Below are 24,272 nucleotides of genomic sequence, written 5' to 3'. Positions count from 1 at the left end.
TTGTCCATCCCGGACGCTTCTGACAAGCGTGGCGTTTGCGGGCCCGAAATCAGGGGTGAAAAAACCTTGCCGCCCACCCTCACCCCACCTACAAGCACCGCGAATAGCCTTTCCCGTGAGTTTTTGGAGGACTTCCCATGCGGCCAAGCCGCCGTGCGCCCGACGAATTGCGCCCCGTGACGCTGGAGCGCGGCGTGGTCAAATATGCGGAAGGCTCGTGCCTGGTGAAATTCGGCGATACTCATGTGCTGGTCACCGCCACGCTGGAAGACCGCCTGCCGCCGTGGCTGAAGGGCCAGGGGCGCGGCTGGGTCACCGCCGAATACGGCATGCTGCCGCGCGCGACCTCAGAACGCACCCGCCGCGAGGCCTCCGCCGGCAAGCAGAGCGGCCGTACCGTCGAGATCCAGCGCCTGATCGGCCGCAGCCTCCGTACCATCGTCGATCTCGAAGCGCTCGGCGAGCGGCAGATCACGGTCGATTGCGACGTGCTCCAGGCCGACGGCGGCACCCGCACGGCTGCGATCACCGGCGCTTGGGTCGCACTTGCCGATTGCATCAACTGGATGAAGGCGCGCAACATGATCAAGGCCAATGTGCTGCGCGACAACGTCGCCGCGATCTCCTGCGGCATCTATAATGGCACGCCGGTGCTCGATCTCGACTATGCCGAGGATTCGGAAGCCCAAACCGACGCCAATTTCGTCATGACCGGCGATGGGCGCATCATCGAGGTGCAGGGCACCGCGGAACGCGAGCCGTTCACCGAAACCGAGTTCCTGGCGCTGATGGCGCTGGCCCGCAAGGGCGTCGCGCGTCTGGCGGACTTGCAGAAACTGGCTGTGGCGTAGTCAATAGGCCATGCACCGCCGAATCACGGACAAGCTCGTCATCGCCACCCACAATCCCGGCAAGCTCGCCGAGATGCGGGAGCTGCTTGCGCCGTACGGCATCGAGGCGGTGTCGGCTGGTGAGCTCGGCTTGGCCGAGCCCGAAGAGACCGGCAACGATTTCCGCAGCAACGCCGCGATCAAGGCGATCGCGGCGGCGCAGGCGACCAAGCTTGCCGCTTTCGCCGACGATTCTGGCATCGTGGTCGACGCGCTCGACGGCGCGCCCGGCATTTTCTCCGCGCGCTGGGCCGGGCCGAACAAAGACTTCGCAGCGGCGATGGCGCAGATCGAGCGCCTGCTCCAGGAGCGCGGCGCGACCACGCCCGACAAGCGCAAGGCCCATTTCGTTTCGGCGCTCTGCGTCGCCTGGCCCGACGATCATCGCGAAGAGGTCGAGGCGCGCGTCGACGGCACGCTGGTCTGGCCGCCGCGCGGCACCGCCGGCTTCGGCTACGATCCGATGTTTCTGCCCGATGGCCATAGCCGCACCTTCGGCGAGATGGAGAGCATCGAGAAGCACGGCCTGCCGCCCCTCGGCCTCGGCCTGTCGCATCGCGCCCGCGCCTTCGTAAAACTGGCGGAGATCTGCCTTGAGCCGCGCTAAGGAAGCCTTCGGCGTCTACGTGCATTGGCCGTTCTGCCTGTCGAAATGCCCCTATTGCGACTTCAACAGCCATGTCCGCCACGCCGCGATCGACGAGGCGCGCTTTGCATCCGCCTTCGCCCGCGAGATCGCAACCACGGCTGAGCGCGCACCCGGCCGTGAAGTGACCTCGATCTTCCTCGGCGGCGGCACGCCATCGCTGATGCAGCCCGCAACCGTCGGCGCGGTGCTCGATGCGATCGGCAAGCACTGGCATGTTGCAGGCGACGTCGAAGTGACGCTGGAGGCAAACCCGACCAGCGTCGAAGCCACACGCTTTGCCGGTTATCGCACCGCCGGCGTCAACCGCGTCTCGCTCGGCGTCCAGGCGCTCGACGATGCCTCCTTGAAGGCGCTCGGCCGTATGCACAGTGCGCGCGAGGCCCTCGATGCCGTCGCCATCGCGCGCCGTTCGTTCGACCGTTATTCGTTCGACCTGATCTACGCCCGACCCGACCAGACGCCGGCGATGTGGGCGGACGAGCTGCGTCTCGCGATCGATGAAGCGGCCGAGCATCTGTCGCTCTATCAATTGACGATCGAGGAAGGCACGCCGTTCTTCGGCCTGCACCAGGCCGGCAAATTGAAGACGCCGGACGAAGCCGTCGCGCGCGCGCTCTACGACGTGACGCAGGAGACCTGCGACAAGCTCGGCCTGCCCGCCTACGAGATTTCAAATCACGCGCGGCGCGGCGCCGAGTGCCGGCACAATCTGGTCTATTGGCGCGGCGAGGAATATGCCGGCATCGGTCCCGGCGCGCATGGCCGCCTCGACATCGATGGTATCAGGCACGCCACCGCCACCGAAAAGCGCCCCGAAGCCTGGCTGATGCGGGTCGAGACCAACGGCGACGGCGTCGTCACCGACGAGCTCCTCAACAGCGAGGAGCGCGCCGACGAATTTTTGCTGATGGGATTGCGGCTCGCCGAGGGAATCGACCCTGAGCGCTACAAAGCCCTCTCGGGCCGCCCGCTCGACCCCCGCCGCATTGCGCTGCTGCGCGAGGAAGGCGCGATCACGGTGGACGCCACGGGCCGGCTGCGCGTGACGAGCAGTGGCTTCCCCGTGCTGGATGCGGTGGTTGCGGATCTGGCGGCGTAAGCGCTACGCCCCAAAACTCTTCGGCGAGCCTGCCACCGCAACCCCGCCGCCGGTCGTCACCTTCATCACCGCAAGTCCTCGCTCGTTGGTGCCGTCGGGGCGGAAGCGAAACAGGCCGTCGATGCCGGCAAAGCCTGAGGGGTTGGTCAGCACGTCGGGCGAGAAGCGCGTCGTGCCTTGCGTGCGCGCCAGTGCGGCGACGAGGGCGACCGCGTCATAGGCGAGCGTCGCAGTGCGCACCGGCTCGGCGCCATATTTGGTGCGGTAACGGCCGGAGAAGGCGCGGAAGCCGGCCGGATCCGGCGCGGCATAGAGGCCGCCTTGCAACGCTGCGCTGGCATAGACGCGCGGATTGTCCCACAGGCCGGTGCCGAGCAGCTGGATGTTGCGCAAATTCGCACCCGCCGCAGTCATCGCATCCGCCACTGAAACCACGGCATCGCCGTCGTCGGCAATGAACAGCGCGTCCGCACTGCCGAGCTGCTGCGCCACGGTTCGAGCTGGGGTGGCGCGGTCGGCGCCGTATTTCTCGAACGCGACGATGCGCCCACCACGCCGCGGCACTGCCGCCTTCACGGCGGCTTCGACCACGTTGCCATAGGCGTTGTCGGGCACGAGCACGGCAACGGAGCGCTTTCCGATGCTGGCGGAATATTCGACGATGCGGTTGACGTCGGACTCCGGCAGGAAGCTGAGCAGATAGACGCCGCGTCCGGCGATGCTGGAATCGGTCGAGAATGCCATCACCGAGATGCCGCGCGTGCGCGCGACCTGCGCCACCGCCGGCACCGATTGTGCGAACAGTGGTCCCAGGATGATTTCGGCGCCCTCGTCGACCGCCTGCTGCGCACCAGCTTGCGCGCCTTGCGGGCTGCCATTGTCGTCCTTGATCAGGAGCTGGATGTTCGGGTTTTGGAACTCGGCCAGCGCCATCTCGGCGGCGTTGCGCATGGATTGCGCCGCGAGGCCTGCATTGCCAGCCGCCGACAGCGGCAGGATCACGGCGACCTTGACCCCACCGGTGCCAGCGGTCGTGCCCTGTTGGGGCGGACCAGCCGGCTGCGCCGGTGGCGCGGAGCTGGAGAACTGGCTGAGACTCTGCTGCACGCCGGCGCAGGCCGACAGCAAGGGGGCGCCGAGCAACAGGCCAAGCGCGCTCCGGCGGGTTGCCCCGGGCCATCGGGGCGCCGGACCGGAAGACTTCGAACTAGACGGGCCCACCATCGCAGATTCTCTTCCGACCGGCCGTCGCCCAGCCGGTCACCACATTGCTCCACGACGCAAGCCGCGGATTCAGGCATATTGTCGGCAAACAGTTAACCAAAACAAAAGGATAATCGCCACTTAACGCGACCACCCTCCTATCCTGGCCCACCGCTGGCCGTCACTTACGCAGCATCAAGGGAGGTTTCCGTCGCGAATATGGCGCGAGGGCCTTGCTCCCGCGCAACGTGACCCCGCATCGATCACATTCCCGTCCGTTCCTCGCCCCTCACCTCGGCCCGATCTTTTTCGAAGAGCTGGTTCCCAGCCCTGCGGATCGTGCCTAAGTTGACTTCATTATGCGCGCAAAGCCGGCCCCGATAAATACGCCTGAAGCTCAAGACGCCACCTTGCGCGGCTTCTCCATCGACGCCCATCGGCTTGCGGTGGCGAAGGCCGCGCCGGGCCTGCATCTGGTCGCGACCCCCATCGGCAATCTCGGCGACATCACCCTGCGTGCGCTTCAGACGCTCGCCGGCGTCGACGTCATCGCCTGCGAGGACACCCGCATCACGCGGCGCCTGACCGAGCGTTACGCCATCGCAGCGCAGCTCAAGCAATATCATGAGCACAACGCGGAAGCCGCGCGTCCGAAGATCCTGGAGGCGCTTGCGGCAGGCGGCTCGGTCGCGCTGGTGTCGGATGCCGGGACGCCGCTGATCTCCGATCCCGGCTTCAAGCTGGTGCGCGAGGTCTGCGCCGCCGGCCATGCGGTCTATGCGCTGCCCGGCCCCTCCTCGGTGCTGGCGGCGCTATCGGTCGCAGCGCTGCCGACCGACCGCTTTTTCTTCGAGGGCTTCTTGCCGTCGAAATCGGCGGCGCGCAGGTCGCGCCTTGTTGAGCTGGCTCGCATCGATGCGACACTGGTGATGTTCGAATCCGGCAACCGCGTGCAGGACGCGCTCGCCGATCTCGCCGAGATCATGGGGACGCGCGACGCCGCGATCTGCCGCGAGCTGACCAAACTTCATGAGGAGATCTCGCGCGCAACATTGAGCGAGCTGGCTCGCGAGGCGGATACGCTGGAGACGCGCGGCGAGTTCGTGCTGGTGATCGCCCCACCTGCGGCCGACGCCGAGGTGCTGACGTCGGATGCGCTAGACCAGCTCCTGCGCGAGCAGCTGGCCGCGCGCAGCGTCAAGGATGCCGTGGCACATGCGGTCGCACTCTCGGGCCGCCCGCGGCGCGAGGTCTATGCCCGCGCGCTCGAGCTCGCAAAAGACCTGCGGGGCGGCGATGGCGAAGACTGAGGTCCCGGCGGAACCGAAAGTCGCCTCGCCCGAGCGCATCGCCGCGTTCCGGACCGGCATCTCCGCCGAGAGCCGCGCCGCCGCCTATCTGATGGCCAAGGGCTACCGCATCCTCGCCAAACGTTATCGCACCCCGCATGGCGAAATCGACATCGTGGCGCGCCGCCGCAATTTGATCGCCTTCGTCGAGGTCAAGGCGCGGGCGACGCTGGATGACGCCGCCTTCGCGGTGACGCCGCGCCAGCAGCAGCGCATCATCGACGCCGCGCAAGGCTGGCTCGTGGCGCATCCCGAGCATGCCGAATTCGAATTGCGATTCGACGCCATGCTGATTGCGCCGCGATCACTTCCACGCCATGTGTTGGCGGCATTCGACGCCTCGACCTGAAAGGCAGACCATGAAACTCAACGTCGCCGTCCAGATGGACCCCATCGCCCGCATCAACATCAAGGGCGATTCCACCTTTGCGCTGCTCCTGGAGGCACAGAAGCGCGGCCACGGCCTGTCCTATTACACCCCCGACAAGCTCTCGATGGTCGGCGACGAGATCGTCGCTCCGGTTCAGCTCCTCACCGTGCGCGACGAGCCGGGTGACCATTTCACGCTCGGCGAGCCCAGGCGCGAAGCGCTCAACGGCTTTGACGTGGTGCTGCTCCGCCAGGACCCGCCGTTCGATCTCGCCTACATCACCTCGACGCATTTTTTGGAGCGCATTCATCCGAAGACGCTGGTGGTCAACGATCCCGCCTCGGTACGGAACGCGCCGGAAAAGCTGTTCGTGATGAACTTTCCGCAGCTGATGCCGCCGACCCTGATCTCGCGCGAATTAGATGAGATCAACGCCTTTCGCGACAGGCACGGCGCCGTCGTGATGAAGCCGCTGCACGGCCATGGCGGCGCCGCGGTGTTCCGCGTGATGCCGCAGGACATGAATTTCGGCTCGCTGTTCGACATGTTCTCGGTGACGTTCAAAGAGCCCTGGGTGATCCAGCAGTTCATTCCCGAGGTGAAGCACGGCGACAAGCGCATCATCCTCGTCAACGGCGAGTTCGCCGCCGCCGTAAACCGGGTGCCGGCCGCGGACGACCTCCGCTCCAACATGGTACGGGGCGGCGCGGCGCAGGAGACCGAGCTCACCCCGCGCGAGCGCGAGATCTGCGCCGCCGTCGGCCCGGCGCTGCGCGAGCGCGGCCTCCTGTTCGTCGGCATCGACGTCATCAACGGCAATCTCACCGAGATCAACGTCACCTCGCCGACCGGCATCCGCGCCATCGCGCGGCTCGGCGGGCCCGACGTGGCGGCGAAGATCTGGGACGCGATCGAGCAGAAGCGGGCGAAGTAAGGGCGCTGCGGAAATTTAGAGGACGCGCAATCTCTCCCAGCTCGTCCCGGAAGGACGGACGACATCCTTTGGTGTTGTGCGCGGCCCATCTCGTAGGCAGCCCCGCCGCTGCACGCCCCCACATCACTAACCACCCGTTCACCATGACGCCGCGCCTGTCATGCGAACGAATAGGCTGGCTTGCGTAAATCTACGGGGCCGTTGGCCGGTTGAATAACGCCGCGTTCACCATCAGCCGAAAACCACCACCGTCACTGGCCATCACATCCGGCCTCGCAACACCCCTTATACTTTTCCTCCCTACTCATCGACACGGGGGACCCGCCACGTGCGGTTCGAGTGCCCCGCGTATGAGTAGAAGCGTATGAATACCGCACGCCTTGTCGTTCTCGTCATCGCGCTCGCCGCCGGGGGCGTCGCTGCGTATCTGGCGAGCGGCTATCAGAATGGGCCCGCGCCCGTTCTGCCCGTCACCGAGAAACTGCCGACCGTCGAGGTTCTCGTCGCGAAAACCGACATCGGGCTCGGCCAGGCCGTGAAGCCCGAGGATCTGCAATGGCAGGTCTGGCCGGCGGCGACGGCAAGCAACGCGTTCATTCGCCGCGACAGCAGGCCCGAGGCGCAGACCCAGATCGCCGGCTCGATCGCGCGCGTGCCGTTGATGCAGGGCGAGCCGATCCGCGAGCAGAAGCTGGTCAGGGCCGAAGGCTCCGGCTTCATGGCTGCCATCCTGCCCTCCGGCATGCGGGCCGTGTCCACCGAAATTTCAGCCGAGACCGGCGCCGGCGGCTTCATCCTGCCGAACGACCGCGTCGACATCGTGCTGACCCGCCGCCTGAAGAATCCCGATACCAACGCATCGACCGGCGGCAACGACCTCATCGTGTCCGAGGTCATTCTGACCAACATCCGCGTGCTCGCGATCGACCAGGCGCCGAAGGAAAAGGACGGCCAGACCGCCGTGATCGGCAAGACCGTCACGCTCGAGCTCAAGCCCGACCAGGTCGCCACGCTGTCGGCTGCGCGCCAGGGCGGCACGCTCCAGCTCGCGCTGCGGAGCATCGTCGATGCCAACGCAGTCGACGGGTCGCCCGAGGACCAGGCGGTCAAGCGTCCCGGTGGCGTGAACGTAATTCGTTATGGCGTGCAGGCGCGCCAACTGACGTCACAGAAGTGATGATGGGGACAGTATGAACTACGGGGATGATCGGACGGGCCTGCGCATTCGGGGGAAGCGCGCGCGCTCGGTCTTGGCGGGGACGATGCTGCTGCTGGGGCTGCTCGCAGCCTCCGACCGGCTCAGTGCCGCGGATGCCCCGGTCGGCGATCAGGCACCGATGCAGGCGCCTGATCTCGGTGTGTCCTCGGTCGCGACGATCGCGCCGGCGCGGACGCGCTTTCTGTCGCTCGGCGTCGGCAAGTCCGTCGTCATCGACCTGCCGCGCGAGGTCAAGGACGTGCTGGTGGCCGATCCCAAGATCGCCAATGCCATAATCCGCTCGGCGCAGCGCGCCTATATCATCGGCGGCCAAGTCGGCCAGACCAACGTGGTGTTCTTCACCGCCGACGGCCAGCAGGTCGCCTCCTACGACATCGCGGTGAAGCGCGACCTCAACGGCATGCGCGCCGCGCTGCGCCAGTCGCTGCCGGGCGTGCAGATCGAAGGCATCGGCGACAGCGTGATGCTGACCGGCTCGGTCTCGAGCCCGGTCGAGGCACAGCAGGCGGGCGACGTCGCCGCAAAGCTCGTCGGCGGCTCGGACAAGGTCGTCAACAACATCGTCGTTCGCGGCCGCGACCAGGTGATGCTCAAGGTCGTGGTCGGCGAAGTGCGCCGCGATATCGTCAAGCAGCTGGGCGTGGATCTCAGCGCCAGCCTGAACGCCGGCACCGCGGTGGTGAATTTCAACAATTCCAACCCGTTCTCGGTGTCTGGCGGACCGATCGTCGCGAGCAACGGACTTGGAGTCGCCGGTCTCGCCAAGGGCGTCGCCACCGTCAGCGCCACGATGCGTGCGATGGAAAGCGCCGGCGTCATGCGTACGCTCGCCGAGCCGAGCCTGACCGCGATCTCGGGCGAATCCGCCACCTTCATCGCCGGCGGCGAATTCCCGATTCCGGCCGGCTATTCCTGCGATCCGGTCACCCACGTCTGTACCACCCAGGTCACCTACAAGAAGTTCGGCATCTCCCTGAACTTCACGCCGGTCGTGCTCAGCGAAGGCCGCATCAGCCTGCGCGTCATGACCGAGGTCTCGGAGCTGTCGAATACGAACGCGATCACACTGACGCAGGCGGTGTCCTCGACCTCGAGCAACTCGATCACCATCCCCTCGGTTCAGACCCGCCGAGCCGAAACGACACTGGAAATTCCCTCCGGCGGCTCGATGGCGATGGCCGGCCTGATCCAGCAGCAGACCAAGCAGGCGATCAACGGCCTGCCCGGCGTCGACCAGGTGCCGATCATCGGCGCGCTGTTCCGCAGCCAGGACTTCGTCAACAACGAAACCGAGTTGATGGTGATCGTGACGCCCTATGTGGTGCGCGCCGTCGCCCAGAAGGAATTGTCGCGGCCCGACGACGGTTTCGCGCCGGCCTCCGACGCGCAGACGGCGCTGCTCGGCCGCATGAACCGCCTTTATGGCATCACGCGCCGCGTCGATCCCATCAACGGCACGCCCGGCGATTTCGGCTTCATCATCGATTGACGACGAGCGGACGGCCTGGGGACCGGAGCAGAAACGGGGCAAGAGGGGAATCAAGCGATGACGAGGACGATAGCCGACCGACGCCGCCCTTTGAGCGTCGCGCTGGTGCTGACGGGGCTGTCCGTCATGCTGGGCGCGTGCAACACCACCGGTGAAATCGTCACTCAGACAGTGCCGACCGACTATCGCCAGCGCCACCCGATCGCGGTGCAGGAGGGTAGGCGCTCGATCGTGATCTTCGTCGGCAAGGCGCGCGGCGGCCTCTCGGCCGCGCAGCACGCGGATGTCGCAGGCATTGCCCGGGACTGGATGCGCGAAGGCACCGGCTCCGTCGTCGTCGACGTGCCCGTCGACACCGCGAATTCGCGTGCCGCGGCGGCGACTTATCGAGAAATCCGTTCCGTGCTCGCATCCGGCGACGTGCCCTCGCGCGCCATCCTCCAGCATCCCTATCGTCCCGAAGACCCCGGCCTCCTGCCGACGATCCGGCTGAGCTATTCCAAACTCAGCGCAGTGGCCGGACCCTGCGGGTTGTGGCCGGAAGACGTTGGTCCGAACATCCTCGACCCCGGCTACAATGAGAACCGGCCGTATTTCAATCTGGGCTGCGCCAGCCAGCGCAACCTCGCGGCCATGATCGACAATCCGGCCGACCTCGAGCAGCCGCGCGCCGAGACGCCCGCCTACACCGCACGGCGCGACATCGCCTTCGACCGCTATCGCAAGGGCTCGACGACCGCGACCTCCTATCCCGAGGCCGACAAGGCCAAACTCAGCGACACCGGCAAATGACTGGCATCCACGACGAAGAAGCGGACGATCCGCGGCACCCCGACGAACACATTGCACCGGTTCCTCGCATCTCGGTGCAGGCTTTTTGCGAGACCGAGCAGACGCTCGCCGCGGTGACCGCGGCGGGGGAGGATCGGCGGCTCGCCAAGGCGCATCTCACTGCCAGGGACGGTGGTCTCGCTGCGGCAATCGAAGTCTATGAAACGATGCCGACGCCGAACGTGATCGTGATCGAATCCGACGGCACGCGTGACATCCTGGAGGGGCTCGACGACCTCGCCGGCGTCTGCGACCCCGGCACCCGCGTCGTGGTGATCGGCAATCCCAACGACACCGCGCCCTATCGCGAGCTGGTCCGCCGCGGCGTCAACGACTACGTGGTCGGGCCAGTCGAAACCCTCGACGTCGTCCGCTCGATCTGTAGCCTGTTCTCGGCATCCGAAGCCATCATCACCGGCCGCGTCATCGCGGTGGTCGGCGCCAAGGGCGGCGTCGGCGCGTCCACCGTCGCGCACAATGTGGCCTGGACCATCGCCCGCGACCTCGCGCTCGATTCCGTCGTGATCGATCTCGACCTCGCCTTCGGTACTGCGAGCCTCGACTACAATCAGGATCCGCTGCAGGGCATCGCCAACGCGGTGCTATCGCAGGACCGGCCGGACACGGCGCTGATGGAGCGCCTGCTTGCCAAATGCACCGAGCGCCTCAGCCTGCTGGCCGCCCCCGCGACGCTCGACCGCGTCTACGATTTCGGCGCCGAAGCTTTTGATGCGGTGTTCGACACGCTGCGCATGACCACGCCCTGCATCGTGCTCGACGTACCCCACCAATGGTCGGGCTGGACGCGGCGGGCGCTGGTCAACGCCGACGACATCGTGATCGTGGCCGAGCCCGATCTCGCCAATTTGCGCAACACCAAGAACATGCTGAGCGTGCTCAAGGCGGCGCGCCCGAACGACCGGCCGCCGCTGTATTGTCTCAACCAGGTCGGCATGCACAAGCGCGCGGAGATCGAGGTCAAAGCTTTCGCCAAGACCATGGAGAGCCAGCCGCTCGCGGTGATCCCGTTCGATTCGAAGCTGTTCTCGACCGCCGCCAACAACGGCCAGATGATCGCGGAGGTCTCCAAGAGCCACCGCACCACCCTTCTGTTCCAGAACATGGCCAACCGCCTCGCCGGCCGCGGCGAGGTGAAGAAGCCGAAGCGCTCGCTGCTCGGCCCGCTGCTGAAGAAGCTGAAGGGCAGGTCGGGCCGCGGATCCGCCCCGCATCGCAAGGCGTCGTAGGGGCGGCAAGCGTTTTCGAGCGACGGATCCCGGTTCGCGTCAAGAAAGCGCGCCAAAAACGAGAATCCAAACGGCGCGAGCTATTTGTCCGCCCGCTGCTGCTTCTTCGCCAGCAATTGCCGCAGCGCCGTGACCTTTGCCGCCGCCTGGTCCGGCGGCAGGTCGGCCTTCACGATGGCCTCGGCCTCGGCTTGCTTTCCTTCCAGCCCCAGCACCAGCGCGAGATTGGCGCGCACGCGGGAATCGGCGGGATTGCGCTCATGCGCGCGGCGCATCGTTTCCTCCGCCCGCGGCAGATTATTCTGGAGCATGTAAGACAGGCCGAGATTGGACAAAACCTGCGGCTCGTCGGGCACGATCTTCAAGGCGGTCGCATAATATTGCTGCGCCTCCTCATTGCGGCCGAGCTGATCGAGCGCCGCGCCCTGCGCCGACAGGATGCGCCAGTCCGGATCCTCGGGCGTATGCGCTCGGCCGAGGACGTCGAAGGCCTGCTGGAAATTGCCGTTGTCGGCGAGCGCGCGGCCATAGCCGGCGAGCAATGCCTTGTTGCTGGGATGGCCGAGCACGGCCTGCTCCATCACCGCGACCGCCTGCGCCCGCTGGCCGCTCTCGCGCAGCGCCTTGCCATAGGCGAGCACAACGCCGGGATCACCGGGCTTGGCGCGATAGCGTTCGCGCAAGGTGTCCATGTCCGGCTTGGCGTCGGCCTTCACACTGGCTTCAGATCTAACGCCGAGCGCGCCGGTGACATCCTCGATGCCATTGGTCTGGCAGCCGGCGAGGACAAGCACCATCAACGCGGGAAGCAGGAATTTCGCCGAAGGAGAGGCGGGAGACGGACGCTTGGACATACTCTGATCACTCGGCGACTGATCAGAGATGCTTACCCATTAACGCTAAAGCCCCGTTAAGGAGGCGCGGCCATTAAGGCCTAATCGACGAACTCCGCGCCGAACTCGCAGCCGATGCGCCAGCGCAGGCGGCATTGGCGGGAATAATCGGGCGCGAAGATGATGGTGAATTGCGGCGGCACTTCCAGGAATTCCGCCACCACTTTCACGCCGCCATCCGAGATATCCGTGATCGTGCAGTCGCGCGGCAGCGAGCCCGCGCCAAAGTGGATTTTGGCGAGCCGGCTGCATACCCGACGTTCGCTTCTCCGGCGATTTGCAAGCATTTGAATTCTTCACCCGTTAGACCACGGCCCATCCCGCAAGGGTAGGAGTAGCGGACATTCGTTGGAATGTGCTGAGGAGAGCCGCTCGCATTCGAGGTGTAGTGTCCGCTTCACGTTTACGATCGGGTAGGATTTTCTCGGTCCTAGGGCATGTTCCCGTATTGTTCTTGCGAAAGGCGCTAGGCTCTGCTACCCCTAATTGCGCGAAAGGGCAGGCTGGTTCGAGCATGGTTCAGCGGGTTTCTACCGTCGCCTTTGAGGGGATTGAGGCCCGTGCGGTCGACGTGCAGGTGCAGGTCGCCCCGGGGCTGCCGGCCTTCGCCATCGTCGGCCTGCCGGACAAGGCGGTGTCGGAGGCACGCGAGCGGGTCCGTTCGGCTCTGATCGCCTCGGGGCTGGCGCTGCCGGCGCGGCGGATCATCGTCAATCTGGCCCCGGCCGACCTGCCCAAGGAGGGCAGCCATTACGACCTGCCGATCGCGCTCGGGCTGATGGCGGCGATCGGCGCGATCCCGCCCGATGCACTGACCGGCTTCACAGTTCTCGGCGAGCTCGGCCTCGACGGATCGATCGCGCCGGTCGCAGGTGTCCTGCCCGCCGCGATCGGCGCCAATGCGCGCGAGGAGGGCCTGATCTGCCCGGCAGCCTGCGGCTCGGAGGCGGCCTGGGCGAGCCCGGACATCCAGATCATGGCCGCACAATCACTCATTCAGATCGCCAACCATTTCAAGGGCACGCAGGTGCTGTCGCGGCCCTCACCGAAGGTGCATGAGGCCGCCGCCTCGTCCCTCGACCTGCGCGATATCAAGGGCCAGGAGAGCGCCAAGCGGGCGCTGGAGATCGCAGCCGCGGGCGGACATCACCTGCTGATGATCGGCGCGCCCGGCGCCGGCAAATCGATGCTGGCGGCGCGCCTGCCCTCGATCCTGCCGCCGCTGTCGCCCGGCGAACTGCTCGAAGTCTCGATGATCGCGTCCGTCGCCGGCGAGATCGAGGGCGGCGCGCTGACCGCGCGGCGGCCGTTCCGCTCGCCGCATCATTCCGCCAGCATGGCCGCGCTCACCGGTGGCGGCGTGCGCGCCAAACCCGGCGAGATCTCGCTGGCGCATCAGGGTGTGCTGTTCCTCGACGAGCTGCCGGAGTTCGATCCGCGCGTGCTGGATTCGCTGCGCCAGCCCCTGGAGAACGGCGAGGTCGCGGTGTCGCGCGCCAATCATCGCGTCACCTACCCTGCCCGCTTCATGCTGGTGGCCGCGATGAATCCGTGCCGCTGCGGCAACGCGTTCGAGCCGGGCTATGCCTGCAAGCGCGGCCGCATCGACCGCTGCACCGGCGACTACCAAGCGCGCATCTCCGGTCCGTTGATGGATCGCATCGATCTGCGCATCGAGGTGCCGGCGGTGACCGCGGCCGATTTGATTCTGCCGCCGCCGGCGGAAGGCTCCGCCGAAGTCGCCGCGCGCGTGGCGGCGGCACGCGACATCCAGCTTGCGCGTTATGCGGATGCCGGCCTGCCGAACGTCCGTACCAATGCCGAGGCGCCGGCCTCGGTCCTCGAAGAGATCGCAAAACCGGATGCGCAAGGCGCCAAGCTATTGCGGGACGCGGCGGAGACCATGCGGCTGTCGGCGCGCGGCTATCACCGCGTGCTGCGGGTCGCGCGCACACTGGCCGATCTCGACAACGCGGACAAGATCGGCCGGCTGCACCTCGCCGAAGCGCTATCCTACCGCGCACTCGCGGAGGATGTGCGGCAGATGGCGTGAAGCACACGCGCATCAACCCGGCGGTAACGAGTTTCCTTTACGCTCTGCAAACCATAAGCCCCATGTGTTTCCAACTCGAGTTCCCGAGGGGCGGGCGAGTAGAGTGTCATGTTGCGTTTCAAGATCCTGGCCTCGGTTGTTCCCCTGTTGGCGGCGGCGGTGTTCGCCCGCGGCGAGATCGGATCGGTCTCGCATCCCTGCATTGCCCTGGGCGAGTCCTCGGTCGAGCTCACCTCCCTGTTCTGGACCGCCGGCGTGCATGTCGCCTTCACCGATGATCCCGCGCAGGCCACGGTACGGGTCCAGGTCACCGACAATGCGGACGCTGCGGACTTCGCGGTGGTCGACGACGGCCTCGGCTCGGAATCGGAATCCTGCCAGGGCAATCCGTGGACACGCCTGGTCTCAATCGCCGCGCAGCCCGTCGACGGCGGCCAGGTAATCTATCTCTCCACCGAAGGGCCGGCCGATTACCGCATCTATGTGCGCTCGAAGACGTTCTCGCAGCGCGAGGCCGCGGCGCTGATCGTCGGCGCCCGCGGCGGCCATGGCCGCCTGCAGGCCGCCTCACTCTAAACCGCGGTGAGATCACGATCGCGCTTTAGCTTCTTGTTTGCGCATGACCTTTTTGGAAAATCGCTGCACACTTTTGCGGATCATGCTCTGAAGCGTTAACACCTCGTCAACCCTGTTTGGAGGCGGCGCCAAAGCCTCAAGCTGTTCGCAAGGTCGACGCGACATCGTCGCACACGGCGGGCACGGGGTTTCGGACAAGGGTCGGTGGCGATGGGTCGGACGTTCCGGATCAAGGTGCGCATGCGCCGCTTCAGGCGACAGCATCCCCGTATCGCCTTCGCGCTCCGCTCCTTCATGATCTTCTCGGCGACGTTCGGCGCCGCCTATGGCTTCGTCTCCGGCAGCCGGTCCGAGAATTCCGGCTACGATCCCAACGCCTTTGCGATCGGCGCGAGCTTCCTGTTCGCGCTGGCGTGCCTTGGTCTTGCGACGCTGAGCATGCGGCTGCGCTTCGTCAACAAGCGGCTGCGTTCGCTCGCCGCCCACAACGAGGCGCTGATCGACCGCAATTGGGAGCTCAAGGAAGCCGAAGAGCGCGCCCGCAGCCTGTTCGAGCAGCAGGGCGACCTGATCGTGCTGCGCGACACGAGCGGCCGCATCACCTTTGCCAATGACGCCTATTGCGCGCTGGCCGGACAGGCCCGGAGCGCGCTGGTCGGCACACGCTTCGACTTCGACGTGCTGGAGCAGGGCGACAGCGCGCGCGAGAGCAGCGGCACGCGCGTTCACGACCAGAAAATCGCAACCCCGCTCGGTGCGCGCTGGATCGCCTGGCGCGAGGGCTATGTGCGCCGCGATGCCGGCCAGCCCGCCGAATTGCAGAGCGTCGGGCGCGACGTCACCGACCGCACCGAGACCGAGCGCGCTTTGTCCGACGCGCGCGATCAGGCCGATGCCGCCAACCGCGCGAAGTCGCGTTTCCTCGCGATGGCCTCGCACGAAATCCGCACGCCCCTCAACGGCATCATCGGCATGGGCAGCCTCTTGCTCGACACCACGCTGACGCCGGAGCAGACGACCTACGCCAGGGCGGTGAAAACTTCGGGCGAAGCACTGATGGCGCTGATCGAGGAGCTGCTCGATTATTCCAAGATCGAAGCCGGCAAGCTCGATCTCGAGCAGCGTCCGTTCGCCTTGTCCACGCTGGTCGAGGAGATCACCGAGCTTCTGGCGCCGCGTGCGCAGGCCAAGACTCTCGAGATCGCGTCCTATATCGACGAGCGCCTGCCGCTCGAGGTGGTGGGGGACGCCGCGCGGCTGCGCCAGGTGCTGCTCAACCTCGCCGGCAACGCCATCAAGTTCACCGCGAGCGGCGGCGTCGCGCTGATCGTCGAGCCCGGCATCCGGCCGAACGAGATCAGCTTCCTGGTCCGCGACACCGGCATCGGCATCGCGCCGGAAGCGCAATCGCGCATCTTCCGGGAGTTCGAGCAGGCGGACGAGCGCGTCGCGCGCACCTATGGCGGCACCGGACTCGGCCTGTCCATCAGCGAGCGCATCGTCAAGCGCATGGGCGGCCGGATCACGCTCGAGAGCGAACCGGGCAGGGGGTCGACCTTCGAGGTCGCGGTGCCGCTAGCCCCGTCACAAGCAGGTAGCGGACAGACGGCATTCGCCTGCCCCGAACTCGCCGGCAAGCCGATTCTCCTCGTCGCCGAGGGCATCGAGGCGTCGCTGATCGCACGGCGCCTGGAGCGCTGGGGCGGTCAGACCTGCATGGTGGCGGACGCCGCCGTGGCTCAAGCGCTGCTGCCGGAGCGTTCATGGCACGCCATGCTGGTCGATCGCGCGATCGGTCCCGCCGCTTCCGACCATCTCGGCGAAACCGCGCGGGCGCATGCGATGCAGCGCCTGGTGCTGCTGACCTCGAGCTCGCGCCATGAGGAACTGTCCCCGGCCTTCACCGGATTCCTGGTGAAGCCGCTGCGCGCCGCCTCGCTCGCGACACGCCTTTCGCTGACGCCGGAGGTCGCCTCGCCCGAGCTCGCACCGCAGCCATTGGCCGAATCCAAAACTGCAACGCCGGCGAAAGGGCTGTCGATCCTCGTTGCCGAGGACAACGAGATCAATGCGCTGTTGATGCGCTCGCTGCTGACGAAACTCGGCCACCGCGTCGTCATCGCTATCCACGGCGAGGCGGCGCTGGAATCCTGGCTCGCCGCCTCATCGGCCGGCACGCCCTATGATCTCGTGCTGATGGATATCCAGATGCCGCAGCTCGACGGCATTGAGACGACAAAGCGCATTCGCGCGCATGAGGCGGCCATGGGTCGCCAGCGCATGCCGATCCTGGCGCTCACCGCCAATACGCTGGTCGAGGACCGCTACGCTTGCTTCGAGGCAGGCATGAATGGATTCCTGATCAAGCCGCTCGACCGCGAGAAGCTGGATCAGGCGCTGGCGGGGCTGGCCGCGTCCCGCCACCTGAGTGTCTGATCCAGAATTTCACGAAAACCTCGGCCCGACCGGCAGTCGATAATTGAAATCGGCCTCGTTGCGCGTCACCATCCCCGAGGGGACGTTTTGCAATAGGGGACTTTGCGCATGAACGTGCTTTGCCGCCTCGCACTCATTGTCCTTATCGCTGGAATTTCCCGACACACCGCGGCCGATACGCCGGAACTCATCACATCGCTCAAGCAAGGCGGCTACGTGCTGGTGTTTCGGCACACCGCCACCGATGACAGCCAAAAGGACGTCTACCCTTTCAAATTCGACGACATGAGCGCGCAGCGCCAGCTCAGTGAAAAGGGCAGGGACATGGCGCGTCAGATCGGGACAGCGGTCAAGGATCTCGCGATTCCGATCGGCGAGGTCTACACCAGCCGGCTGAACCGCGCGGTCGAGGCGGGCAAGCTGATCTCCGGCCGCGAGGTCAAGCCGGTCGATGCGCTAACGGACAGCAGCAACGCCAGTGCGTCGGGAATGGCCAACCCGACGGGTGCAAATGCAAAGGCGGGCCAAGCCGTGCGTCATCTCGTCGATACGCCGCCGAAGGCCAGCACCAACACGTTCCTGATCACCCATAAGACGAACATCGCCGATGCCTTCGGCAAGGAGGCCGGCGACGTGCAGGAAGGCGAAGCCTTCGTCTACAAGGCCAGCAGCTCCGGCCCCGCCATCTTTGCGGGGCGCATCAGGCTAGCGGACTGGAATACGAAGGCAGGCAAGTGAGCCAACCAGCGGCGGCGTGCCAGCTAGGGTAACGGCCAGGTCGGGAGCCGAGCATGCCCCGTGCCGTCGGGCGGGACTCAGTCCGTCGGCATGCGAAAGAAAACGCGGCGCAGTGAGCTTATCAGGCGGCGCTCGGTCGGCTTTGAAGATGGTGTCCGCTTTTGCCGCGCGCTTGCAATGTGGGCACACGAAAAGATGCGCGATGATCGGCGTCGGCTCGTCCGCCAGCAGTTCGGAGCGAAACCACTTCATCTCGATGTGGCAGTCCGGGCAGATCGGAGCTTCAAGCTGCTCCGCAGCGCTTCTGAGACGATCAACCATAGTGCCTCTCCGCCGTTCTTGAAGGCATAGCGGAATACCGATTTTAGGTCTGCAACAAAAGACACTCAGCCCAACCAGCCAGGGGGGCCATGTTCACCGGCGCGATTACAGCCGCCTGAGCGCCACGCTCTCCACCGTGTGGTCGGCGCCCTTCTTCAGGATCAGCGTCGCGCGGGGCCGGGTCGGCAGGATGTTGTCCTCGAGATTGGCGAGATTGGTGCGCTCCCAGATCGCGATCGCGGTGGCGGTGGCTTCCTCATCCGACAACAGCGCGTAGCGGTTGAAGTAGGATTTCGGGTTGGTGAAGGCGGTGTCGCGCAGCGCCAGGAAGCGCTTGATGTACCATTGCCGCAGCGCCGCCTCGTCGGCGTCGATATAGACCGAGAAATCGAAGAAGTCGGAGACCACAGGCACCGCCTTGCCGTCGCGCGGCAGCTTGCCCGTCTGCAGCACGTTGACGCCTTCGACGATCAGGATGTCGGGCTGGTCGATCTCGGCCCACTGGTTCGGCACGATGTCGTAGGTCAGATGCGAATAGACCGGCGCGCGCACATGACGACGTCCGGACTTGATGTCGGAGAGGAAGCTGAGCAGCAGTGGCAGGTCGTAGCTCTCGGGAAAACCCTTCTTCTGCATGATGCCCTGCCGATCGAGCACCGCGTTGGGGTAGAGAAACCCGTCGGTGGTGATCAGCTCGACCTTCGGGCGCGGCGACCAGCGCGCCAAGAGGGCCTGGAGCACGCGGGCCGTGGTGGATTTGCCCACCGCGACCGAGCCGGCAACGCCGATGATATAGGGCACCTTGCGGTCGCGGATGTTGAGGAATTGCCGCTCGGCGTAATACAGGCGCTGCATCGCATCGACGTAGATCGAGAGCAGGCGCGACAGCGGCAGGTAAATGTCCTCGACCTCCTGGAGGTCGAGGCGGTCGTGCAGCGAGCGCAGCCGGTCGAACTCGCCCGGCTCCAGCGTCATCGGCGTGTCATCGCGCAGGCGCGCCCATTCTTCGCGCGTATAGACGCGGTACGGATTATACTGCTGCTCGGGTGCGCGGATATCCATGACGCGATCTTTCCACCTCGGCTAGTTGCCGCTCTTGCGCGACGCCTTTTCTTCCAACCCTGACATCGACGTCCGCTTGTCCAGCGCGGCCTCGACCTCCTCCAGCTTTACGCCGCGGGCCTTGAGCAGCACAAGGAAATGGTAGAGCAGATCGGCGCTCTCGGCGATCAGATGCGCGCGATCGTTTTCGACTGCTGCGATTACGGTTTCGACTGCCTCCTCACCGAACTTCTTGGCGCAATGCTCGGCGCCCTTGTCCAGAAGCTCGCGGGTATAGGAGGCCTCGCCACCGGCGGCCGCGCGGGCATCGATGGTCTCGGCCAGATCATGGATCGTGAAACGCGGCATACGGAATACTCGGAAAACGCGATACGGCCGAACGAGCCGTCCCGCACGGCTCGTGTAGCACTTTTACGAACGGGAGTCGTCAGGCATCGAGGCGCATGGGCAGCCCGCGCCGTGCCATGTGCTCCTTGGCTTCGCGGATGGTGAATTCCCCGAAGTGGAAGATCGAGGCCGCCAGCACGGCGGTGGCGTGCCCGTCGCGGATACCGTCGACGAGATGGTCAAGATTGCCGACGCCGCCCGAGGCGATCACCGGAACGGAGACGCTGTCGGCGATCGCGCGGGTCAGCGGAATGTCAAAACCCTGCCTGGTGCCGTCTCGATCCATCGAGGTGAGCAGGATCTCGCCGGCGCCGAGCGAGACCACTTCCTGGGCATATTCGATGGCATCGATCCCGGTCGAATTGCGCCCGCCATGGGTGAAGATCTCCCAGCGGTCGCCGCCCGGACGCTTGACGCGCTTGGCATCGATCGCCACCACCACGCATTGCTCGCCGAATTTTTCGGCCGCTTCCTTGACGAACTCCCGCCGCGATACCGCGGCGCTGTTGATCGAGACCTTGTCGGCGCCGGCGCGCAGCAGCGTCTTGATGTCGTTGACCTCACGCACGCCGCCGCCGACGGTGACAGGCATGAAGCAGGCTTCTGCCGTGCGCCGGACCACATCAAGCATGATGCCGCGGTTCTCGTGGGTCGCAGTGATGTCGAGGAAGGTAAGCTCGTCGGCCCCAGCGGCATCATAGGCGATTGCGGCTTCGACAGGGTCGCCGGCATCGCGCAAATCGACGAAATTCACGCCCTTGACGACCCTTCCGTCCTTGACGTCGAGGCAGGGGATCACGCGCACCTTGAACATTGCATGCCTCCTAGCGCGCGTTACGGATCAGGGCGAGGGCGGCGGCGGGATCAAGCCGGCCATCATAGAGCGCGCGGCCGGCGATCGCGCCGGCGAGCTTCTTGGCGCGCGGCGTCAGCATCGCCTTGACGTCCTCGATCGAAGCAAGGCCGCCGGAGGCAATCACCGGAATCGAAATCGCGTCCGCCAGCGCAATGGTCGCGTCCAGGTTCAGGCCCTTGAGCAGACCGTCGCGCGCGATGTCGGTGAAGATGATGGCGGCAACGCCGGCGTCCTCGAACCGCTGCGCGATCTCCAGCACTGTGACCTGCGAGGTCTCGGCCCAGCCTTCGACAGCGACCTTGCCGTCGCGGGCGTCTAACCCGACTGCGATGCGGCCGGGGAATTGCTTCGCCGCCGCCTTCACCAATTCAGGGTCGCGCACCGCGGCGGTGCCGATGATGACGCGGGTGATGCCCTTGCCGAGCCAGGCTTCGACGGTCGCGAGATCGCGAATGCCGCCGCCGAGCTGCACCGGAATCTTGATCGTCTTCAGCATCACCTCGACGGCCTGCGCATTGACCGGCTTGCCGGCAAAGGCGCCGTCGAGATCGACGACGTGGAGATACTCAAAGCCCTGCGCGGCGAAGCTCTGCGCCTGCGCCGCGGGATCGAGATTGAACACGGTGGCGCGCGCCATGTCGCCTTGCTCGAGACGCACGCACTGGCCGTTCTTGAGATCGATCGCGGGGAAGAGAATCATGTCGCACCTGCTCCCGTCCCCATCGCAGGAACGGACCTGTCAGCTATGCACTCCGTCATTGCGAGCGCAGCGAAGCAATCCAGACTGCCGCCGCGGAAAGACGCTGGATTGCTTCGCTTCGCTCGCAATGACGAGGTGAAAGCCGTCGAATCCATCACGGTTTCCATCGCAAAAAGTTCGAGATCAGGGCCAGCCCGAACCGCTGGCTCTTCTCGGGATGGAATTGCGTGCCGATCGCGGTGTCCTTCGCGACGATCGCGGTGACGGGCCCGCCATAGTCGGCGCGCGCCAGCACGTCCGCCTCGTTGGCGGGGTTGAGGTGATAGGAGTGCACGAAATAGGCGTGCTGGCCCTTGGGGCCAAGCGGCAGCTTGTTCAGCACCGGATGCTCGCGCAGCACCTCGAGCGTGTTCCAGCCCATGTGCGGGATCTTCAGGTTTTCGTCGCGCGGCGTGATCTTCTCGACGTCGCCGCCGATCCAATTCAGCCCCTCCGTCGTGACGTGCTCCTTGCCGCGGCTCGCCATCAATTGCATGCCGACGCAGATGCCGAAGAACGGCCGCGCCTTGACGCGCACCGCTTCGGTGATGGCCTCAACCATGCCGTTGACGGCGTCAAGTCCGCACCGGCAATCGGCGAAAGCGCCGACGCCCGGCAGCACCAGACGGTCGGCGCTGTAGGCCTGGTCCGGATCGCTGGTAACGAATACCTTTTGCGGGTCCTCCAGGCTGCGCGCGGCACGTTCGAAGGCCTTGGCGGCGGAATGCAGATTGCCCGAACCGTAATCGATGATGGCGACGCTCATCTTGACCCTCCCGGTTCTGGAAACAACCCAATGATGCCGCCCGCCGGCAACGGCGGCGGGTTCGAGAATTGCTGACCCGGCACGCTACGGGTCGGCGGCGGGCCGCCGCGATCGACGGCCCATTGATCGTTGACGATGCCGTGCTGCTTCTGGCTCCAACGTTCGAAGAAGCGATGCTCGGCAGTGTCTTCCTTGTCGGCAATCACGACGTCGAGCTGCCGCCATTTGCCGCGTGAGAGAGTCCAGCGGCGCAGGCTCGAGGCCTCGAAGCCCATCAGCAGCGCGACGATGATATTGGCGAAGAAGATCGAGCTGCGTCCAACACTCAGGCTGGACAGCCCCGCATTGAACGCGGCCACGAAGATCACCCAGCCGATCAGCGCCAGCCACAGCCGATTCCACAGCAGCCAGAGCGGGCCGAAGATCATCGCCCAGAAGTGGAAGCCGTCGCGCACGAAGACGAACTTGTCGGTCGCGCGCAGATCGGCTCCGGCAGGGGAGGGAGCATGAACTGTGTAGACAGGCATGGTGATGCCCCGTTCTCTAAATTCAGTGATACCGCAAGCGGCGCGTGCCGCTGGCTGGAGATGTCACCCGCCGAGCGAGCCCTTGGTGGACGGGATTTCGCCCACAGCCTTCGGATCGATCGCGACAGCGGTGCGCAGCGCCCGCGCCAGACCCTTGAAGCAGGACTCGGCGATATGGTGGCTGTTATCGCCATATAGTGTCTCGACGTGGAGAGTCACGCCGGCGTTGATGGCGAAGGCCTGGAACCACTCGCGCACCAGCTCGGTGTCGAACTCGCCGATCTTGTCGCGGGGAAAGTCGGCCTTGAACACCAGGAACGGGCGGCCCGAGATGTCGATGACCACGCGCGACAGCGTCTCGTCCATGGGCATGTGCACGCTGGCATAGCGGGTGATACCCGCCATGTTGCCGAGCGCCTGCTTGACCGCCTGGCCGAGCGCAATGCCGGTGTCTTCGGTGGTATGGTGATGATCAATGTGCAAGTCGCCTACCGCCTTGACCGTGAGGTCGATGCGGGAATGGCGGGCGAGGAGATCGAGCATATGGTCGAAAAAGCCGATGCCGGTCGCGATATTGGCCACGCCGGTGCCATCGAGGTTCACGGTGACCTCGATGTCGGTTTCCTTGGTCTTGCGCTTGATCGTCGCGGTGCGCATTGAAGGCTTTCGCTTTCATTTCAGCATGGTCTTGGTCGGAAAAGCGGTATCCGCTTTTCCAAATCATGCTGTTCGGGGCCGAAAACGCCGGTCTTTTACCAGCCAAATGACGCCTTCGCTACTGCGGGAACGGCTAGCCGGGCCTCTACTTCTGCCTATGGTGAGCGAATTAGGCCCGGAGCGGCCGTTGTGCGCCGGTTGTCCCTTTTGCCCCGACCGCCTAAATCAGGCCGACAACGAGGGTCATTCATGCAGGATTCCCAGAACAGCTCGCCTAGCTGGCACGGCACCACGATTTTGACGGTCCGCAAGGGCGGCAAGGTGGTGGTTGGCGGCGACGGCCAAGTCTCGATCGGCCAGACCGTAATCAAGTCCAACGCCAAGAAGGTCCGCAAGCTCGGCAAGGGCGACGTCATCGGCGGCTTTGCCGGCGCCACCGCCGACGCCTTCACGCTCTTTGAGCGGCTGGAGAGCAAGCTGGAGCAATATCCGGGGCAGCTGACCCGGGCCGCGGTCGAGCTCGCCAAGGACTGGCGCACCGACCGTTACCTGCGGCGGCTGGAGGCCATGATGATCGTGGCCGACAAAGACGTCTCCCTGGTGCTGACCGGCACCGGCGACGTGCTCGAGCCTGAGGCCGGCGTGATGGCGATCGGCTCCGGCGGTAATTATGCGCTGGCGGCGGCCCGCGCCCTGCTCGACACCGATAAGGACGCCGAGACCATCGTCCGCCGCTCCCTCGACATCGCCGCCGACATCTGCGTCTACACCAACCGGAATGTAACGATCGAGAGCCTCGCGAGCGGGTAGGCGGAGCTTCATTTGTCCGAAGGCTTGTCCGAATGCTCGGTGCAACCTCTCCCGCTTGCGGGGGAGGTCGGCGCGAAGCGCCGGGTGGGGGCTCTCTCCTCTGGGGGATTGTCCCATTGCGGAAGCACCCTCTCCCCGACGCTCTCCCGCAAGCGGGAGAGGGAGCGCAGT

26 protein-coding genes are annotated in these 24,272 nt (G+C 65.7%); 15 read left to right on the top strand and 11 right to left on the bottom strand.

The genetic code is table 11. The features are described from left to right. Positions 1–137: 137 nt before the first annotated feature. The 3 genes from rph to hemW are packed head-to-tail and all read left to right on the top strand — an operon-like array spanning position 138 to position 2,638. Positions 138–851 (top strand): ribonuclease PH, encoded by a 714-nt coding sequence (gene rph / locus IVA96_RS31835; protein WP_247276576.1) that lies wholly within the window; start codon positions 138–140, stop codon positions 849–851. A gap of 10 nt (positions 852–861) precedes the next feature. Continuing rightward, the gene (rdgB, locus tag IVA96_RS31830) at positions 862–1,497 is read left to right on the top strand and encodes an RdgB/HAM1 family non-canonical purine NTP pyrophosphatase (protein WP_247276577.1); all 636 of its coding nucleotides are present in this window, start codon (positions 862–864) and stop codon (positions 1,495–1,497) included. After that, on the top strand, positions 1,484–2,638 hold the full coding sequence (gene hemW, locus IVA96_RS31825) for a radical SAM family heme chaperone HemW (RefSeq protein WP_247276578.1): 1,155 nt from the start codon (positions 1,484–1,486) through the stop codon (positions 2,636–2,638). The genes rdgB and hemW overlap by 14 nt, the downstream gene beginning before the upstream one ends. A 3-nt stretch (positions 2,639–2,641) precedes the next feature. Here the strand turns inward: hemW and IVA96_RS31820 are convergent, their stop codons facing one another. Next, a complete protein-coding gene (locus tag IVA96_RS31820) occupies positions 2,642–3,862 on the bottom strand; it encodes a penicillin-binding protein activator (protein ID WP_247276579.1) in 1,221 nt (406 codons plus the stop codon). Positions 3,863–4,200: 338 nt separating this feature from the next. On the opposite strand from IVA96_RS31820, the gene rsmI reads away from it, so the two are divergent. The 7 genes from rsmI (at position 4,201) to IVA96_RS31785 (ending at position 11,280) form a co-directional block, all read left to right on the top strand. Continuing rightward, a complete protein-coding gene (gene rsmI / locus IVA96_RS31815; protein ID WP_247276580.1) occupies positions 4,201–5,151 on the top strand; it encodes a 16S rRNA (cytidine(1402)-2'-O)-methyltransferase in 951 nt (316 codons plus the stop codon). Beyond that, on the top strand, positions 5,138–5,539 hold the full coding sequence (locus IVA96_RS31810) for a YraN family protein (RefSeq protein ID WP_247276581.1): 402 nt from the start codon (positions 5,138–5,140) through the stop codon (positions 5,537–5,539). Before rsmI ends, IVA96_RS31810 begins: the two co-directional genes overlap by 14 nt. 10 nt (positions 5,540–5,549) lie before the next feature. Then, positions 5,550–6,494, top strand: a complete 945-nt coding sequence (gshB, locus tag IVA96_RS31805; RefSeq protein ID WP_247276582.1) for a glutathione synthase — start codon at positions 5,550–5,552, stop codon at positions 6,492–6,494. 364 nt (positions 6,495–6,858) lie between these two features. Further along, positions 6,859–7,671, top strand: coding sequence for a Flp pilus assembly protein CpaB (gene cpaB, locus IVA96_RS31800; RefSeq protein ID WP_247276583.1), 813 nt, complete (start codon positions 6,859–6,861; stop codon positions 7,669–7,671). A gap of 13 nt (positions 7,672–7,684) precedes the next feature. Next, positions 7,685–9,202 carry a type II and III secretion system protein family protein gene (locus IVA96_RS31795; protein ID WP_247276584.1) on the top strand — a complete coding sequence of 506 codons (1,518 nt, stop codon included), beginning with the start codon at positions 7,685–7,687 and terminating at the stop codon, positions 9,200–9,202. A gap of 57 nt (positions 9,203–9,259) precedes the next feature. Next, a complete protein-coding gene (locus tag IVA96_RS31790) occupies positions 9,260–9,994 on the top strand; it encodes a CpaD family pilus assembly protein (RefSeq protein ID WP_247276585.1) in 735 nt (244 codons plus the stop codon). Then, positions 9,991–11,280, top strand: a complete 1,290-nt coding sequence (locus tag IVA96_RS31785; RefSeq protein WP_247276586.1) for an AAA family ATPase — start codon at positions 9,991–9,993, stop codon at positions 11,278–11,280. The genes IVA96_RS31790 and IVA96_RS31785 overlap by 4 nt, the downstream gene beginning before the upstream one ends. 80 nt (positions 11,281–11,360) lie before the next feature. Here IVA96_RS31785 and IVA96_RS31780 read toward each other — a convergent pair whose 3' ends face one another. Beyond that, entirely contained in the window at positions 11,361–12,134 is a 774-nt protein-coding gene (locus IVA96_RS31780; RefSeq protein ID WP_247276587.1) for a tetratricopeptide repeat protein, read from the bottom strand. A gap of 80 nt (positions 12,135–12,214) precedes the next feature. Beyond that, positions 12,215–12,460 carry a PilZ domain-containing protein gene (locus IVA96_RS31775; protein ID WP_018644993.1) on the bottom strand — a complete coding sequence of 82 codons (246 nt, stop codon included), beginning with the start codon at positions 12,458–12,460 and terminating at the stop codon, positions 12,215–12,217. Between the two features lie 227 nt (positions 12,461–12,687). On the opposite strand from IVA96_RS31775, the gene IVA96_RS31770 reads away from it, so the two are divergent. The 4 genes from IVA96_RS31770 (at position 12,688) to IVA96_RS31755 (ending at position 17,976) form a co-directional block, all read left to right on the top strand. Then, on the top strand, positions 12,688–14,226 hold the full coding sequence (locus IVA96_RS31770) for a YifB family Mg chelatase-like AAA ATPase (protein ID WP_247276588.1): 1,539 nt from the start codon (positions 12,688–12,690) through the stop codon (positions 14,224–14,226). A gap of 108 nt (positions 14,227–14,334) precedes the next feature. Then, a complete protein-coding gene (locus tag IVA96_RS31765) occupies positions 14,335–14,802 on the top strand; it encodes a hypothetical protein (RefSeq protein ID WP_247276589.1) in 468 nt (155 codons plus the stop codon). 210 nt (positions 14,803–15,012) lie between these two features. Continuing rightward, positions 15,013–17,238: an ATP-binding protein gene (locus IVA96_RS31760; protein WP_247276618.1), complete on the top strand. Its 2,226-nt coding sequence runs from the start codon at positions 15,013–15,015 to the stop codon at positions 17,236–17,238. A 108-nt stretch (positions 17,239–17,346) separates the two neighbouring features. Continuing rightward, positions 17,347–17,976: a histidine phosphatase family protein gene (locus IVA96_RS31755; RefSeq protein ID WP_247421424.1), complete on the top strand. Its 630-nt coding sequence runs from the start codon at positions 17,347–17,349 to the stop codon at positions 17,974–17,976. Here IVA96_RS31755 and IVA96_RS31750 read toward each other — a convergent pair. The 8 genes from IVA96_RS31750 to hisB form a co-directional block, all read right to left on the bottom strand. Continuing rightward, the gene (locus IVA96_RS31750; RefSeq protein WP_247421421.1) at positions 17,944–18,297 is read right to left on the bottom strand and encodes a hypothetical protein; all 354 of its coding nucleotides are present in this window, start codon (positions 18,295–18,297) and stop codon (positions 17,944–17,946) included. The two genes, IVA96_RS31755 and IVA96_RS31750, sit on opposite strands and share 33 nt — an antisense overlap. Before the next feature lie 105 nt (positions 18,298–18,402). Beyond that, positions 18,403–19,359 carry a type I pantothenate kinase gene (coaA, locus tag IVA96_RS31745; protein WP_200497031.1) on the bottom strand — a complete coding sequence of 319 codons (957 nt, stop codon included), beginning with the start codon at positions 19,357–19,359 and terminating at the stop codon, positions 18,403–18,405. A 21-nt stretch (positions 19,360–19,380) separates the two neighbouring features. After that, positions 19,381–19,707 carry a phosphoribosyl-ATP diphosphatase gene (locus IVA96_RS31740; RefSeq protein WP_247421419.1) on the bottom strand — a complete coding sequence of 109 codons (327 nt, stop codon included), beginning with the start codon at positions 19,705–19,707 and terminating at the stop codon, positions 19,381–19,383. 79 nt (positions 19,708–19,786) lie between these two features. After that, positions 19,787–20,560, bottom strand: coding sequence for an imidazole glycerol phosphate synthase subunit HisF (hisF, locus tag IVA96_RS31735; protein ID WP_145630398.1), 774 nt, complete (start codon positions 20,558–20,560; stop codon positions 19,787–19,789). A gap of 10 nt (positions 20,561–20,570) precedes the next feature. Then, complete coding sequence (gene hisA, locus IVA96_RS31730; protein ID WP_247421417.1) at positions 20,571–21,302, bottom strand: 1-(5-phosphoribosyl)-5-[(5-phosphoribosylamino)methylideneamino]imidazole-4-carboxamide isomerase; 732 nt, start codon at positions 21,300–21,302, stop codon at positions 20,571–20,573. A 154-nt stretch (positions 21,303–21,456) separates the two neighbouring features. Then, complete coding sequence (hisH, locus tag IVA96_RS31725; protein ID WP_247421415.1) at positions 21,457–22,107, bottom strand: imidazole glycerol phosphate synthase subunit HisH; 651 nt, start codon at positions 22,105–22,107, stop codon at positions 21,457–21,459. Beyond that, positions 22,104–22,634 carry a DUF2628 domain-containing protein gene (locus IVA96_RS31720; protein ID WP_247421412.1) on the bottom strand — a complete coding sequence of 177 codons (531 nt, stop codon included), beginning with the start codon at positions 22,632–22,634 and terminating at the stop codon, positions 22,104–22,106. Before IVA96_RS31720 ends, hisH begins: the two co-directional genes overlap by 4 nt. Positions 22,635–22,697: 63 nt before the next feature. Further along, the gene (gene hisB / locus IVA96_RS31715; RefSeq protein WP_247421411.1) at positions 22,698–23,291 is read right to left on the bottom strand and encodes an imidazoleglycerol-phosphate dehydratase HisB; all 594 of its coding nucleotides are present in this window, start codon (positions 23,289–23,291) and stop codon (positions 22,698–22,700) included. 249 nt (positions 23,292–23,540) lie between these two features. Here hisB and hslV point away from each other — a divergent pair, with 249 nt between their 5' ends. After that, complete coding sequence (gene hslV / locus IVA96_RS31710; RefSeq protein WP_247276596.1) at positions 23,541–24,101, top strand: ATP-dependent protease subunit HslV; 561 nt, start codon at positions 23,541–23,543, stop codon at positions 24,099–24,101. Positions 24,102–24,272 lie beyond the last annotated feature (171 nt).

Origin of the sequence: Bradyrhizobium sp. 159 (assembly GCF_023073795.1) — a bacterium.
Lineage (GTDB): Bacteria > Pseudomonadota > Alphaproteobacteria > Rhizobiales > Xanthobacteraceae > Bradyrhizobium.
This window is presented reverse-complemented; position numbering and strand designations above follow the sequence as displayed.

What these genes read in the sequence shown, in the direction of transcription:
- hisH (WP_247421415.1), bottom strand. Translation starts at nt 22,107, where the DNA reads ATGAGCGTCGCCATCATCGATTACGGTTCGGGCAATCTGCATTCCGCC.
- IVA96_RS31810 (WP_247276581.1), top strand. Translation starts at nt 5,138, where the DNA reads ATGGCGAAGACTGAGGTCCCGGCGGAACCGAAAGTCGCCTCGCCCGAG.
- hisB (WP_247421411.1), bottom strand. Translation starts at nt 23,291, where the DNA reads ATGCGCACCGCGACGATCAAGCGCAAGACCAAGGAAACCGACATCGAG.
- IVA96_RS31780 (WP_247276587.1), bottom strand. Translation starts at nt 12,134, where the DNA reads ATGTCCAAGCGTCCGTCTCCCGCCTCTCCTTCGGCGAAATTCCTGCTT.
- rdgB (WP_247276577.1), top strand. Translation starts at nt 862, where the DNA reads ATGCACCGCCGAATCACGGACAAGCTCGTCATCGCCACCCACAATCCC.
- IVA96_RS31775 (WP_018644993.1), bottom strand. Translation starts at nt 12,460, where the DNA reads ATGCTTGCAAATCGCCGGAGAAGCGAACGTCGGGTATGCAGCCGGCTC.
- IVA96_RS31770 (WP_247276588.1), top strand. Translation starts at nt 12,688, where the DNA reads ATGGTTCAGCGGGTTTCTACCGTCGCCTTTGAGGGGATTGAGGCCCGT.
- rph (WP_247276576.1), top strand. Translation starts at nt 138, where the DNA reads ATGCGGCCAAGCCGCCGTGCGCCCGACGAATTGCGCCCCGTGACGCTG.
- IVA96_RS31790 (WP_247276585.1), top strand. Translation starts at nt 9,260, where the DNA reads ATGACGAGGACGATAGCCGACCGACGCCGCCCTTTGAGCGTCGCGCTG.
- cpaB (WP_247276583.1), top strand. Translation starts at nt 6,859, where the DNA reads ATGAATACCGCACGCCTTGTCGTTCTCGTCATCGCGCTCGCCGCCGGG.
- IVA96_RS31760 (WP_247276618.1), top strand. Translation starts at nt 15,013, where the DNA reads ATGGGTCGGACGTTCCGGATCAAGGTGCGCATGCGCCGCTTCAGGCGA.
- IVA96_RS31740 (WP_247421419.1), bottom strand. Translation starts at nt 19,707, where the DNA reads ATGCCGCGTTTCACGATCCATGATCTGGCCGAGACCATCGATGCCCGC.
- IVA96_RS31795 (WP_247276584.1), top strand. Translation starts at nt 7,685, where the DNA reads ATGAACTACGGGGATGATCGGACGGGCCTGCGCATTCGGGGGAAGCGC.
- rsmI (WP_247276580.1), top strand. Translation starts at nt 4,201, where the DNA reads ATGCGCGCAAAGCCGGCCCCGATAAATACGCCTGAAGCTCAAGACGCC.
- hisA (WP_247421417.1), bottom strand. Translation starts at nt 21,302, where the DNA reads ATGATTCTCTTCCCCGCGATCGATCTCAAGAACGGCCAGTGCGTGCGT.
- IVA96_RS31720 (WP_247421412.1), bottom strand. Translation starts at nt 22,634, where the DNA reads ATGCCTGTCTACACAGTTCATGCTCCCTCCCCTGCCGGAGCCGATCTG.
- hslV (WP_247276596.1), top strand. Translation starts at nt 23,541, where the DNA reads ATGCAGGATTCCCAGAACAGCTCGCCTAGCTGGCACGGCACCACGATT.
- gshB (WP_247276582.1), top strand. Translation starts at nt 5,550, where the DNA reads ATGAAACTCAACGTCGCCGTCCAGATGGACCCCATCGCCCGCATCAAC.
- hisF (WP_145630398.1), bottom strand. Translation starts at nt 20,560, where the DNA reads ATGTTCAAGGTGCGCGTGATCCCCTGCCTCGACGTCAAGGACGGAAGG.
- coaA (WP_200497031.1), bottom strand. Translation starts at nt 19,359, where the DNA reads ATGGATATCCGCGCACCCGAGCAGCAGTATAATCCGTACCGCGTCTAT.
- IVA96_RS31820 (WP_247276579.1), bottom strand. Translation starts at nt 3,862, where the DNA reads ATGGTGGGCCCGTCTAGTTCGAAGTCTTCCGGTCCGGCGCCCCGATGG.
- IVA96_RS31750 (WP_247421421.1), bottom strand. Translation starts at nt 18,297, where the DNA reads ATGGTTGATCGTCTCAGAAGCGCTGCGGAGCAGCTTGAAGCTCCGATC.
- IVA96_RS31765 (WP_247276589.1), top strand. Translation starts at nt 14,335, where the DNA reads ATGTTGCGTTTCAAGATCCTGGCCTCGGTTGTTCCCCTGTTGGCGGCG.
- IVA96_RS31755 (WP_247421424.1), top strand. Translation starts at nt 17,347, where the DNA reads ATGAACGTGCTTTGCCGCCTCGCACTCATTGTCCTTATCGCTGGAATT.
- IVA96_RS31785 (WP_247276586.1), top strand. Translation starts at nt 9,991, where the DNA reads ATGACTGGCATCCACGACGAAGAAGCGGACGATCCGCGGCACCCCGAC.